Annotated in this window: 12 protein-coding genes; 4 read left to right on the forward strand and 8 right to left on the reverse strand. The window is 43.9% G+C overall.

What is annotated here, in order from left to right:
• Positions 1 to 41: 41 nt before the first annotated feature.
• From PBAL39_RS07625 to PBAL39_RS25555, 6 genes are all read right to left on the reverse strand, one after another.
• A complete protein-coding gene (locus PBAL39_RS07625) occupies positions 42 to 1388 on the reverse strand; it encodes an ankyrin repeat domain-containing protein (RefSeq protein WP_232282909.1) in 1347 nt (448 codons plus the stop codon).
• 11 nt (positions 1389 to 1399) lie between these two features.
• Positions 1400 to 2590, reverse strand: coding sequence for an ankyrin repeat domain-containing protein (locus PBAL39_RS07630; RefSeq protein ID WP_157273941.1), 1191 nt, complete (start codon positions 2588 to 2590; stop codon positions 1400 to 1402).
• Between the two features lie 168 nt (positions 2591 to 2758).
• Positions 2759 to 3598 carry a universal stress protein gene (locus PBAL39_RS07635; RefSeq protein ID WP_008240045.1) on the reverse strand — a complete coding sequence of 280 codons (840 nt, stop codon included), beginning with the start codon at positions 3596 to 3598 and terminating at the stop codon, positions 2759 to 2761.
• 59 nt (positions 3599 to 3657) lie between these two features.
• Entirely contained in the window at positions 3658 to 4098 is a 441-nt protein-coding gene (locus PBAL39_RS07640; protein WP_008240046.1) for a MarR family winged helix-turn-helix transcriptional regulator, read from the reverse strand.
• A 356-nt stretch (positions 4099 to 4454) separates the two neighbouring features.
• A complete protein-coding gene (locus tag PBAL39_RS07645; protein WP_008240047.1) occupies positions 4455 to 6746 on the reverse strand; it encodes a TonB-dependent receptor in 2292 nt (763 codons plus the stop codon).
• A 156-nt stretch (positions 6747 to 6902) separates the two neighbouring features.
• Complete coding sequence (locus tag PBAL39_RS25555; RefSeq protein WP_198139790.1) at positions 6903 to 7250, reverse strand: hypothetical protein; 348 nt, start codon at positions 7248 to 7250, stop codon at positions 6903 to 6905.
• Between the two features lie 226 nt (positions 7251 to 7476).
• Here PBAL39_RS25555 and PBAL39_RS07650 point away from each other — a divergent pair, with 226 nt between their 5' ends.
• From PBAL39_RS07650 to PBAL39_RS07665, 4 genes are all read left to right on the forward strand, one after another.
• Positions 7477 to 8130 (forward strand): TetR family transcriptional regulator C-terminal domain-containing protein, encoded by a 654-nt coding sequence (locus PBAL39_RS07650; RefSeq protein WP_008240048.1) that lies wholly within the window; start codon positions 7477 to 7479, stop codon positions 8128 to 8130.
• A 7-nt stretch (positions 8131 to 8137) separates the two neighbouring features.
• Positions 8138 to 9436 carry an AarF/ABC1/UbiB kinase family protein gene (locus tag PBAL39_RS07655; protein ID WP_008240049.1) on the forward strand — a complete coding sequence of 433 codons (1299 nt, stop codon included), beginning with the start codon at positions 8138 to 8140 and terminating at the stop codon, positions 9434 to 9436.
• Between the two features lie 312 nt (positions 9437 to 9748).
• A complete protein-coding gene (locus PBAL39_RS07660; RefSeq protein ID WP_008240050.1) occupies positions 9749 to 10141 on the forward strand; it encodes a response regulator transcription factor in 393 nt (130 codons plus the stop codon).
• 43 nt (positions 10142 to 10184) lie between these two features.
• Positions 10185 to 10649: a nuclear transport factor 2 family protein gene (locus tag PBAL39_RS07665; protein ID WP_008240051.1), complete on the forward strand. Its 465-nt coding sequence runs from the start codon at positions 10185 to 10187 to the stop codon at positions 10647 to 10649.
• A 56-nt stretch (positions 10650 to 10705) separates the two neighbouring features.
• Here the strand turns inward: PBAL39_RS07665 and hisS are convergent, their stop codons facing one another.
• A complete protein-coding gene (hisS, locus tag PBAL39_RS07670) occupies positions 10706 to 12091 on the reverse strand; it encodes a histidine--tRNA ligase (RefSeq protein ID WP_008240052.1) in 1386 nt (461 codons plus the stop codon).
• A 75-nt stretch (positions 12092 to 12166) separates the two neighbouring features.
• Positions 12167 to 13816 carry a pyruvate dehydrogenase complex dihydrolipoamide acetyltransferase gene (locus tag PBAL39_RS07675; protein ID WP_008240053.1) on the reverse strand — a complete coding sequence of 550 codons (1650 nt, stop codon included), beginning with the start codon at positions 13814 to 13816 and terminating at the stop codon, positions 12167 to 12169.
• Positions 13817 to 13825 lie beyond the last annotated feature (9 nt).

Raw genomic sequence — 13825 nt, forward strand, 5'->3', positions numbered from 1 at the left:
TCATCGGCTGTTTTTCGGAGGCCTTGTTATGTGGTAAATAGTTAGCCTTTCAGGATTTTCATTTTCTCTGCATCAAATTCTTCCTGTGTAAGCACACCTACATCGAGCAAGTCCTTTAAATCCAGAAGGGCTTTTTTCTTCGTTGCCATGTCATCAGCAGCACCCGCTTTCGTCTCCATTACTGCCTGAGCTGTTTCAGGCTGACTTTTTGCGGTGTCCTTAGGTCCGAAATCGAGGAGCAGCTGTGTAATTTCGTTGAAGCCCTTGATGTTCGAATAGTCGATGGCCTTTTGTTCCTTTACGTTGACCACCGCGGTATCGGCTCTCTGCTCCAGCAGATACCTGACGATGTCCTTTTTGCCATTTGCTGCTGCATAGTGTAAAGGCGTGTTGCCGCTTTCATCCTGAATGTTGACTAAGGCACCTTTCTCTACCAGTAGTTTTACAAGACTGAGGTGGCCATTTTTTACAGCCACGTGAAGCAGGCTTTCGCCCCCGGGTTCATACCCTGGCCCGAGGTTATAACCGCTATCGGCTGACAGATTATTGGCGGTTTGCACCCAATCCAGGTAAGAGCTCATGTCGTCATCGCCCTGGCTGAGCGGTTTGCTATAGTTGACTTCGATACCCTGCTCCAGGAACAGGGCCACAATCTCTTTCTGGTTGTGATTGCAGGCGTACCAGATGGGAGACAGGCCACTGTTGGACGAGACCTTCAGGTCTGCATGATGTTCCACCAACAGCTTGATGACCATGTTGTTGTTTTGATAACAGGCGAACAACAGAGGTGTCTCGCCGGCGTGGTTGGCATGATTGACATCCGCTCCATTCTGCAATAGGGTTTCAATGACAGGCATGCTTTTAGCCCCCACTGCATTGATTAAGGGGGTATTCCCTGCTTTGTCGGTAACATTGACATTGGCGCCATGGTTGATCAGTTCCAGGACTACCTCTTTATTACGGAAGCATGATGCCACCAACAATGGTGTCTCTGCCTGATTATTTTCCAAGTCTGCCTCCATGCCATTGTCAAGCAGCTGCTTCAGGATTTCCAGTTGTGAGGTCCTGGCAGTAAGGTGTAACAGACTGTTACCCTGCAGGTCATTGATGCTTGTCGAGGCACCTTGCTCCAACAGGTAAACGGCGGTTTGTTTCTGCTTTTGAAGGCATGCAAAAAAAAGCGGTGTTTCCCCGTGGTGGTCTTCGTAATCCAGCACGGCACCAGCCTCAATTAAGGCCTTGACAATATCCAGATAGCCGCGGTGGGCGGCATAATGAAGCGCTGTTCTGCCCTTTTCATCGGTATAGGCAACATCTACTTCCTGGTTTTTAAGTAGTATTTCAGCAATTTTTCTTTTGCCCGATTCACAGGCAATTATAAATGACATGGACATAGGAATCAGGATTTATGAGCCAGCAGCAATGCTACGGTTTTTGTTTTCAGGTTATCTGTGGAAGCCAGGTCCATCGGACTCTGGTCTTTGTTATTGGTCACATTGGGATTGGCACCACGCTCAAGAAGGTATTTTACTTTTCTATAGGTGTCTTTAGCCATGTCCTGATCATAGTTGACGTTGTAGGCGCAGACTTTATGAAGCAGCGTATCCCCATGATCATCAGCGTGGTTGACATCCACCCTATCCAGATCGATGATGGTTTTGAAGACCTCGAAAGATTTTTCGGCACTGACGTCCAGGGGAGTTTTTTCGTTGCCGTAAAAGATGGCAGGCTGCAATAGATCTGCACCATCTTCAATAAGGCTTTTAAGCAGGCGGATGTCGTTTTCAGACGCTCTGTTGCTCATCCGCTTTAAATATTCAAAAAGGATGGTTACACCATCCCTGGTCTGGATGTCAGAATCGGGCTGCTGGTGGTTGCGCATCTCTTCGTAAAGTTGCGGGTCCAGCAGTGCTACCACAGCATAATAGAAAGGTGTTTCTCCGGTTTGGTCAGGAAGATTGGCATCAGCACCATGTTCCATGAGCAGGGAAACCAGTGCTTTTTTATTTCGTGACAGGGCGGTCATTAATGGTGTTTTCCTGACGATGTCCTGTGCATTTACATCTGCCCCCTCGGAGAGTAGCAGTTCCGCAAGTTCCATGGAGGTTTCCGGTTTAACCCTTGTGTTCTGCGCAACCTGATGCAGGTAACCCTGCTCCGCACTGTTTACCTGGCCCAGGTCAAATCCTGCAGCTATCAGAGCCTTAAAGAAAAACAGGTCTGCACCTTCGTCAAGCGCCCAGGAGAACAGTGTTTGTCCTTTAACTTCGTCATTAATATTGTCCAGTTCTGAAAAAAAGCGTTCCAGGAAACCCAGGAAATCTTCATCTACAGGTCTGTATCTAAGAATTTTCTCAAACAACGAAGCTCTGAAAGTATCATATTCGTAGATGTCTTTTTCAATGATGTTATGCTGGAGCAACAGCAACAGCGTATCAAAGGCTTTTTCTCTAAGCAATTGATCGAGTAGCTGTGACCACTCATATTCTGATACTTCGAGTTTGATGGCACCTGAGTTCTCCAATAAGTTTGCAGTTTCCGGGAAATTACTGCTTTTTAAGGCGGCTAATAACGCTTGACTATGTGGCATAAAATAAATACTAAATTTATTTTCCATATATTCAAAAATCGCACCATTTCCTGATGAACAGGGGCGACACGCATACATTTGTCTAAGCCTTTGTGGTTTCCATTTGATAACGCTCCAGAAGAGAACTGAAAACATCGGTGGTGGCCTGGGCGATTGTTTTTAAGGACACTATTTGAGGATCAGGATCGGATGCTTCGCATTGAGTGTGATGGCTTCCGTTGTACTTTTATGGGTCAGGTTACGGAAGAAACTATATTTGCCGGGGAGGGCGACAATCAGTTGCAGGTCCTGCTCATCTGCAAACGAAAGAATTCCATTCACCACATCCTCATCGTCACTGTAGCTTACTTTATATTCCATTCCTGAAAGAAAATCTTCCAGGGCACTGAGGTGTTCAGCTTCATGTTCAAGATGTGAATGCCGCGGGTCAATGTTCAGTATGGTGAGTTGCGGGTTCCACCATCTGAGGGGACTGCCGGAGCTGCTGACAGGATTGAGGCGGGAGGTCATGGCGAAGTCGCAGGGGATCAATGCCCGGCTGATCTTCTGGTAGCTGACATCAGAAGGAATGATCAGCACCGGAACAGGGCTGGTCTTAGCGATGGCAATGACCTGCTCGCCGATGTAGCTTTCTTCATGTCCGTTGGCACTGTCGCTGCCGTATAAAATGAGGTCTGGTTTTTGCCGTTCAATCACGTCATGGACAGCCCGCAGCAGAGGACGTTCACTCAGTACAGTTTCTATCTGAAGATCAGGGTTACAATTGCTTAGCAACTCATTGGCAAGTACTTTTAGCTGCTGATTGATCTCCGTCCTTTCCTCCAGCATATCTTCATTACTCAGCTGCACAAAATCTGCAGAAGGCAGCAGCTGTTCGTAGATGGATTTGTAAAAGGTCTTCAGGAGAATTACCCTACTTACATGGAGCGCTTTGAGGAGGTTGCTGGCATACTTTAGTGCGTTTGCAGATGTCTCTGAAAAATCTAGAGGGATCAATATTGTTTTCATGTATCTATTATATTGCTAAGTTCAACTATCAATTATTTAACTATTCCTTCCGAACAAAACTACCGTAGGCTATCTATCATCTTCTCCAGGGTGAGCACTGCTCTTTTGAGGTCAACGGCATCAAGGTCTGCGGTTGCGATGGAATATACTTCTTCAAGCCAAGGCTGAAGGGTGTTCTTCAGCTCGCGACCTTCATTGGTCAGCAGGATCAGTCTATTGCGCCTGTCCTTTTCGTCTTCCGTTCTCAATACCAGTTCTCTTTTGACCAGGTTGTCGATAAGGTACGTCATGCTTGACTTATCTTTAAGGATATGATCTGCAATTTCCTGCTGGTTGATGCCGTCTTCTTTCCATAGTAAGGACATCACTTCCAGCATCTCAAAGGTGATGTCAATCTTTGCCTCTTTGATTTTCTCCTGGATGTATTGACGCATAAAAGTTCTCAATTCGGCCATCGAACGGCCAAGCGATATTGCCAGCTCCATTTTATTTTTCTCCATAAAGTTTCATTTATGTAAATGATCAAGTTCGTCAGGCTTACCTGGAGCGGAGATGGATTTTCCGGTTCCCGAATATTGATGACTACAATAATTTTAATGAGTAATATAAAGTTAACGGGATAATAGTTTAGATTCAAACCATTATACTGTATTTATTTAAATATGATTTTTCTTTGATGAAGCAGTTTGTGATGTAATGTCGATATGGAGATAAACAAATAAAGCATTCCGATATAGGCCTATCTATACAAAAAGAGGCCGATCATAATTATGATACGGCCTCAGGAAGGATAATTAAGACAAACAATACCCCAACTACCTTTTCATTGGAATAGCTGACTGAGTACACTCAAGTCCTACAAGAAAGGTACGCTGACACCAAACGTCACATTGCGTCCGGCATTGTAAATTCCCTCGGGCTTATAGCGGCTAAGGTGATTGAAATATTTCTTGTCCAGCAAGTTCTGTCCGGTAATCCAGATGTTGAATTTTCCTTTGGCAGTGCGGATGGCAGTACCTATTCCGGCGTCTAAAAGTGTATAACCACTGGTTAGCGTTTCAAAATCATCAAATCTTGACTGTTTGAAAACATTGTTTAATCCAACTTTGATATAACTGTCGGTCATCCCTTTAATGCTAGGCTCAAAGCGCAGTTCGTTATTCAGACTAGCTGCCGGAATGAAAGGCAGTGCCTGATCATTATCGCGATTGGTACCTTTAACATAAGCAAAGGAGTTTTCAAAATGTAAGGATTTGATCAGGTGTATATCCACAGATGCTTCCCCGCCAATCAGGTCTGCATCGGTCTGCACAAAACGATACACCGGCAATGTCTCTGCTGTCCCATCTTCATTGATCAGATCCGTTGTTTCATTATTGAAATTTCCCGGATAGATGTAATTGTAGATGCGGTTGGCGTACGCATTAAGACCCAGCGTTACATTCTTACCTGTATATTCAAGTCCGAGGTCAAACTGAAGACTGGTTTCCTGTTTAAGGTTACTATTGCCGATTTCATACCGAAAAGTCCCCTCATGGCGTCCATTTGCTGCGAGTTCTGCGATATTTGGTGCACGGAATCCGGAACCTGCATTTCCTTTAAACACCAAATCTTTAGCGACTTCAAATGAGAAACCTAAAGATCCTGAGACATTGGAGAAGCTATTGTCAAATGCGGCAAACACTTGCTCTCCATCAGCAGTAAGCTCATCGCCATTAATCTTTTTATAATCATAACGAGCACCGACATTGATTGCCCCTTTTTCAAAGTTGCGTTTTAGATAGAAGAACGCGCCAATGTTATTGCTGCTGTAATCAGGAATCAGAAACTCGTCGCCTTTATTGACGTTATCCTGATACATACCCTGTACGCCAATTGCAGGTTCCCATTTACCTGCATTGGGGAAGTAATATTTTACATCGTAGGTGTAAGAGTTCAGATTGAGGTTCAGTCCTGGTTCCTGAAGTCTTTCTTCAAATTCCTTTCTCATGTTACGCTGAAAAGCAAAAGTTGTTTTCAGCTGACCACTGCCAAGGATGAAGTTACTGTTCAGCGCAGCGCGGTAGTGGTTGATGTCCTGATAAGGCAGTCCCAGCCGACGTTCACGGGCTACAGATTTGGTAATGACATTGCCATCTTCGTCGAGGTAATTTCCGTCGCCATCAGGGCCAGCTTCTACCAGGCCGATATTGGTATGAAAACGGGAGAAGGTCAGGTGAGAGTATCCCCAGCTCTTGTTGAGTCCAACCATTCCATTGAGATTGAACTCATCAAAACCGGAGTTTGGTACGACTGCATCTTTATATCCGAAGCCGTAAGCATTTTTATAGGAGGCACGACCACGATAAACAAAGCCGTTATCGTTTCCCTGAAGCATCAGTGATGAAGCAGTCAGTCCATTGTTAGTGCTGTAAGCACTGGTAAAACTACCATTAAATACCCCGGGTGCCGGAACGACATCGTCGATAATGTTGATGACACCACCCAGAGCATCGGAGCCATATAACAAACTGGCTGGTCCTTTGAGGATTTCCACCCTCGCCGCGGCGAACTGATCTACTTCAATACCATGCTCATCTCCCCATTGCTGGGCTTCTTCGCGGGCACCATCAACCATAGTTAACACACGGTTGTAGCCCAATCCCCGGATGGTGGGCTTGGAGATTGCTCCTCCTGTACTTACCTGTGATATTCCTGGAATCCTGGCTACCGCATCAATGAGATTTGTACCAGCCGCCTGAGTCAGCTTATCTTTGCCAACGGTAACCACAGATAGACTGTTGGTCTTATTGTTGGAGCTGAATGGTGATCCGGTAATGACGACCTCTGCACTTTCCACTACAGAAGATTCGAGCAATACCTCAAGGTTTGTTCCTTTTGCAAGGTCTACAACCTGAGAAAAGGTTTTATAGCCTACATAGCGTACCTCGAGCAGGAATCTGCCTTTTGAAGGTATATTTTTGAGGTTGAACTCGCCGGCAGCATTGGTTGTTGTAACCGCCTTCAGGTCGGTAATGTAAATGGTCGCACCCGAAAGCGGGGCATTGGTGGCAGCGTCTTTTACCTGTCCACGCAGTTCCGAAAATCCGGAAGCGAAGCTGCTGATTGTATATAATAATGCGGTGATGAATAAAGTTATCTTTTTCATTTATATATCATTTTCCCGAACGGCATTTTTAGCATTCGGGATGGCCGGAGCCGTTTTCAGGATGTGTGAATTGTAATAGAGATATGGGCTAAAAAATGCCAATAAAAAATCAACAAACGCATAGCGTTCATTCCATTGTTATCAAACTTAAAAAGCCTAAACAGAGGGTGGCCCCCGAAGAGCGGTGCCAATGAGGGCAACGTAACTTCCCGCACATACACTGAAGGTTTTCAACAATGGTTTTGAGAGGAAATAAGTTTCAAAATGATTTTGTGTTGCCGTATAGTTCTTCTCAAAATGGGCCGCACAGACCAGGCAGTTATCAGAATGACTATGAATGTGAACGGTATGAGCACAGATCTTACCTGTTGCTGCGCATATTGGTTCTTCCTCATGATGATGGAAAGCAGAAAATGGAGTTAAGGCAATAGCGAAGACCATCAGCAATATTGCCGACAGAAAACGATTGATATGTGACCTCCTCCTTTTCAAACTAAAGCCCAAAACTAGTCAATTTTAGACATAAATCTCAATATACATCCAGCTGAGGAAGCTAGGAATTACACCTTTTCTACACAATGTGGCATTTGCACGGCAGGGAAAGCAATTCAGGTTCTACCGATACGTCAAAAGCCTAATGGAAAATTACACAGTAATGATCAAATAATCAGCTATATTGGAAAATTGTTAAACTAAGCAGGTTCGTAAAACGTTATTAAATAAAAAAAGAATGGCAACGTCTCAGCAAATAAAAACCGCATACATCGACTTCGTACTCAGCAATGACGAGCAACCTAAGTCTGTCTATAGCTTTGTAAAAAAACTTAAAATCTCTGAAGCAGATTTCTACGAGTTTTACGCTTCGTTTGACAGTATAGAGCGACTCATATGGGTAGAGTTGACCATAGAAACCATCAGCACCATCCAGCAACAGGAAGTCTGGCAACAGTATTCATCACGCGAACGCGTATTAAACTTTTTTTACAGTTATGTAGAAGTGTTGAAACGCCAGCGGAGTTTCATCCTATATAGTCTTAAAAAACACCAAAACAAACTGGGTATGCCGGCGATATTATCTGGTGTAAAGCCCATCTTCGAAAACTTCGCCGAAGAATTGATAAATGAAGGGCTGGAAAGTGGGGAACTAGCCGAACGCAGGTTTTTGAGCAAGCGTTATAAAGATGCCTTGTGGTTGCAGTTTGGCTTCATCCTGAATTTCTGGGTTGGTGATGAGAGTATCGGTTTTGAAAAAACAGATGAAGCAATTGAGAAGGGGATCAATGTCACCTTCGACCTCTTCCAACATTCTCCAATAGACAACCTGCTGGAGTACGGAAAATTCCTTTCCAGAAATGGAAAGTTTAAGGAAAAGATGGGACTATAAATAATCCATGAAAGAACAGAAAAGTATCCCGGTGACCAGAACTGAAAGGTCTGCGAAATTTGTAAAAACAGGCATTCAGATTGGGGGAAATTACATCAAACACTATTCAAAAAAGCTATTTAATCCGCAATTGAGCCGAGATGAGCTGAATGAAGACAATGCCACTGACATTTACAAGTCACTCAGTGAGCTGAAGGGTAGTGCATTAAAAATAGCACAGATGCTGAGCATGGACAAGAATATCCTGCCAAAATCATATGTCGACAAATTCACGCAATCTCAATACAATGCCCCTCCGCTCTCCGGACCACTAATTGTAAGAACTTTCAGCAAGATCTTTGGTAAAACGCCGGATCAGATTTACGATCATTTTAATTTACATTCGACGAATGCGGCTTCCATCGGGCAGGTACACCAGGCCACCCTTGACGGAAAAACTTTGGCGGTTAAAATTCAGTACCCTGGGGTGGGCGACAGCATTTCATCAGATTTGAAGCTGGTAAAACCTTTTGCATTCAGGTTGCTCGGAATGAGCGAGAAGGAACTTAATATCTACATCAAAGAAGTGGAAGAGCGCCTGCTGGAAGAAACAGATTATGAGCTGGAAGTAAAAAGGTCAGTCGAGTTTTCCGAAGCTTGCAAACACCTGAACAACATCACCTTTCCGAAATATTATCCGGAGCTTTCGGGTAAACGCATCATCACCATGGATTGGATCCAGGGTCTTCACCTCAAGGAATTTTTAAAAACAAATCCTTCACAGGAGCTGCGAAATAAGATTGGACAGGCATTATGGGATTTTTATAATTTCCAGCAACATCAGCTCCGGGCGGTCCATGCTGATCCACATCCGGGAAATTTCATGATCACGACTGATGAAAAACTTGGGGTAATTGATTTTGGCTGTATTAAAGAATTGCCAGACGACTTTTATGTGCCCTTCTTTTCGTTGATTTCTACAGATGTTATCAACGACAAAGCAAAAACCATTGAAGCCTTCCGCCAGCTGGAAATGATTCATCCCGAAGATACCGACATACAAATAGAATTCTATTATAAAGCTTACCTGGAGATGATTACCTTATTTGCAAAACCCTATACCAGTAAATCTTTCGACTTCAGTGAACCGGAATTTTTCAAACAGCTGTATAACTACGGCGACAAGATTGCGAAGATGCCTGAGTTTAAGCAGGCCAGAGGTGTAAAACATTTTATCTATGTGAACCGCACCAACTTCGGACTGTATACGATTCTTCATGAACTAAAGGCAATGGTAGATACAGAAACTTATCTACCTCACTTTTAGTCTTTTTTGATAGAGATTAGAGGGCTGATAGCCACGTTGGGATGGTATAAAAAAGGTGCAATCGCCACAATTACACCTTTCGTACTAACCTAAAAACTAATAATAAGACGCAACAAGATTCAAAAGGTTTCATCTGACCAAAAAAAAATTTCACAAAAGTCACCATATCAGTATTTTGCAGCGACCAAGATCGTCAACAATGGCCCACAAGGGTATTTAAAGGCCATTAAAAAAAATTGTTTACAATAATCAAATAATATGTAAACAAATCAATCTTCTTAAATATATTTGTACTCTTAAAAATACCCCGATTTGGCAAACAGCTCAAAAATTTATAAAAACATACTTGTTATTGAGGATAATCATGCCATTCTGGATGTGATCACATTAATTCTTCAAAGCGAGGCTTACAAAGTATCTGGCCTGAATAAAAGCGAGAACATGATGCTTCACATTGCTGATTTCAAACCTGATCTTGTGATTCTTGACATCATGCTTCCAGATGCTGATGGCCGGGAGCTGTTAAAGCAGCTAAGGTCTGAGGCCAGCACCGCGCACATTCCTGTGCTGATGATTTCTGCAAGGTACACGGAGCAAAATGTCCAGCATGGAGAGATCAGGCCAAACGGCTTTCTCGCCAAACCTTTTGATATCGACGACCTGCTGGACAGGATTGAAGGAATTCTGGCAGGAAAATCTTATTAACCTTTCTGATTATATTCCTTAGCTTTAGGGGAAAGACAACACTATGAATCCCAATGAAGCGCTGTTACATGCTTTTTATACCTGCTTTAAAAATGCCGATTTTATTGGTATGCAGTCTTGTTACCATGATGAGGCGGTCTTTAATGATTCCATTTTCAGCAACCTGACTGCAGATGAAGTTAAAGCGATGTGGGCAATGCTGGTTAGCGGCGCCAAAGACATGCAGGTCAACTTCAGCGATATACGTGCAGACGATCATTCAGGAAGCGCGCATTGGGAAGCAGTTTATACATTCTCCTCCACAGGAAACAAAGTAATCAATAAAATTGACGGTAGCTTTATTTTTAAGGATGGAAAGATCCTGCGACATAACGATCACTTTGACTTCTACACATGGGCGACACAGGCTTTTGGCCTGACAGGTATACTGATTGGCTGGACCTCTTTTTTCAAACATAAAGTAAAGGGACAGGCACAACAAAGGTTAAAAAAATACATGAGCCATTAGTAGGAACTTTTTTTAGCCATTACGAAAGGGCCGCTTTCCTTTTTTCCCGGAGAGGACTAACGTCCAACCCGGGTAATGATTTCTGCAATCGCCAGTTTTTCCTGTTGACCAGTCCGCATATCTTTTAAAGTCAGTAGTCCCTCCTGCATTTCTTCACTTCCAATCAGGACAACATATGGTATATTTTTAGCATCAGCGTAGCTCATTTGCTTCTTGAGTTTCGCAGCCGCTGGGTACAACTCTGCAGCGATACCTGCAGCACGTAGCTGTTGTAACAAAGGCAATGCGTAGCGTTCAGCAGCATCGTCAAAATTACTGATGAGCACGCGGGTACCTGCCACGGCAGATTCAGGGAAGAGATTCAACTCCATCAATACATCGTAAATGCGGTCAGCACCAAAGGAAATCCCTACTCCTGTAAGCCCTTTTAGCCCAAACATACCAGTAAGGTCATCGTATCGGCCGCCACCTCCGATGCTACCCATGGTAGCCTCATTGGTTTTTACTTCAAAGATGCAGCCAGTATAGTAATTCAGTCCCCTGGCAAGGGTAATGTCCAGCTCCACGTTTGGCTGGTGCATTGTATCGGGATGTTGTAGCGCTGCCAGGTAGCCAAATACCGTTTCAATTTCAGCGATCCCCTTCATTCCAGCCTCAGAGGAACCAAGGACCTTGCGCAGGCTATCAAGCTTCGCTTCATTGGTGCCCTGCAACAAAATCACAGGTGTTAGTTTCTCCAGATCGCCTTCCGTAAAACCGCGCTCCAAAAGTTCTTTACTGACACCATCAAGACCAATTTTGTCCAATTTATCGATGGCAACAGTCATATCAATGATCAACTCAGGCTTACCAATGATCTCAGCAATTCCAGTCAGGATTTTACGGTTATTGAGCTTTATGGTAAAGTCTTTTAACCCAAGGTCGCTCAATGCTTCCTGATAGATCAGAATAAATTCCGCTTCATTCAGCAAGCTATCCGAACCTACAACGTCCGCGTCGCATTGATAAAACTCTCTGTAACGGCCTTTCTGTGGTCGGTCTGCTCTCCATACCGGTTGCACCTGGAAACGCTTAAAAGGAAGCGTTATATCATTCTGGTGCATCACCACATAACGTGCAAATGGAACAGTAAGGTCATAGCGCAAAGCCTTCTCGCTAATTGATGAGGTGAGCGCATTGGAATTGCCCGCTGCGAGCAGCTCCGGATTAGCTTTAGACAGGTAATCGCCGCTATTGAGGATTTTAAAGATGAGCTTATCACCCTCGTCCCCATACTTCCCGGTCAAAGTACTCAGGTTCTCCATAGTTGGCGTTTGAATCTCGGCGTAACCAAATTTCAGGAATACCGTTTTTATGGCATCAAAGATATAGTTGCGTTTGACCATTTCCTGTGGGGAGAAATCCCGGGTTCCTTTAACTAAAGAAGGTTTAATATTCGACATGGCGCAAAAGTACAAAAAGTAACAGGCATAAAAAAAGCTGCCGAAGCAGCTTTTTAGATTTTAAATGTATTTGTGTTAAACCAATAAACGAACTGGTTCTTCTAACAGCGATTTAAAAGTTTGAAGGAATGCAGAACCTGTTGCTCCGTCTACCACTCGGTGATCGCAGCTCAAGGTTACTTTCATTACATTTCCTGGTACCACAGCACCATTTTTAACTACAGGTACCTGAGATATCCCTCCAATTGCAAGGATACATGCATCAGGCGGGTTGATGATTGCAGTAAACTCATCGATACCAAACATACCTAAATTAGAAATGGTAAATGTCGAGCCTTCCCAATCTGCAGGCTGTAGTTTTTTTGCTTTGGCACGTTGTGCAAAGTCTTTTACTTCAGCAGAAATGTGCGACAATGATTTGCCATCTGCGAAACGTACTACAGGCACAAGCAGTCCGTCTTCAACGGCAACAGCCACACCAATATTTACGTGCTCATTGTAACGGATTTTATCACCTAACCATGAAGAGTTTACAGCAGGGTGTTGTTTCAGGGCGATGGCGACAGCTTTCAGTACCATATCATTGAATGAGATCTTTACAGGAGCAAATTCATTGATTTTAGTACGTGCAGCAATGGCACCATCCATATCAATAGACATGGTCAGGTAGAAGTGAGGAGCAGTAAACAAGCTCTCTGATAAACGCTTGGCAATTACCTTACGCATCTGAGTAACTGGTTTCTCCGTAAATTTCTCTTCACCAATATATTGAGGAATAGCCGGCGCAGATTTTTCTGCAGGAGCAGCTGCAGCTTCAGTTGGTTTCGCAGCTGGTTTGAAGTTTTCAATATCTTTTTTAATGATACGTCCCCCATCAGCACTACCCGCTACTTCAGCAAGGTCAATTCCCTTATCTTTTGCAATTCTTTTAGCTAATGGAGATGCTTTTACGCGATCCGATCCAGTCGCCACTTTTGGTACTTCTTCTGCCTTTGCAGCTTCCGTTTTTTCGGCTACAGGTGCATCAGATTTTTTATCTGCAGCAGGTTTTGCCGGAGCATCACCCTGAGCAAGGATACCACTGATGTCAGTGCCTTCAGGGCCTACGATCGCAATGATTCCATTTACTTTTGCCGCAGCACCTTTTTCAACACCAATATGGAGTAAGGTACCTTCAGCATAACCCATTACTTCCATAGTCGCTTTGTCAGTTTCTACATCAGCAAGGATGTCATCATTTTTGACCTGATCACCTACTTTTTTGTGCCATTCAGCGATCACACCTTCGGTCATGGTATCGCTCAGCAGTGGCATTCTCACTACAGTAACGCCCATTTTCTCCAGATCAGCATCAGTTACAGCAGCTGCTGACGACTCTGCTTTGGGAGCTTCTTCAGTTTTTGCCTCAGCAGGTTTGTCTGCTGTCTTATCTTCTTTAGCAGGAGCAGCGCCACCTTCTGCATCGATTGCAGCCTGGAAATCTTCTCCTTCTTTACCTACGACAGCGATGATGGCATCAACAGGAACAGCTTTACCTTCTTCTACACCAATGTACAATACGGTACCGTCCCAGTAAGACTCCAGATCCATGGTCGCCTTATCGGTTTCCACTTCAGCCATTACATCGCCACTTTTGATTTTATCGCCAACTTTTTTATGCCACTTAGCCATCACACCTTCGGTCATGGTGTCGCTCATTTTGGGCATTTTAACTACTTCAGCCATTCTATATTA

The sequence above is a fragment of the Pedobacter sp. BAL39 genome (genome assembly GCF_000170795.1).
Taxonomy (GTDB): domain Bacteria; phylum Bacteroidota; class Bacteroidia; order Sphingobacteriales; family Sphingobacteriaceae; genus Pedobacter.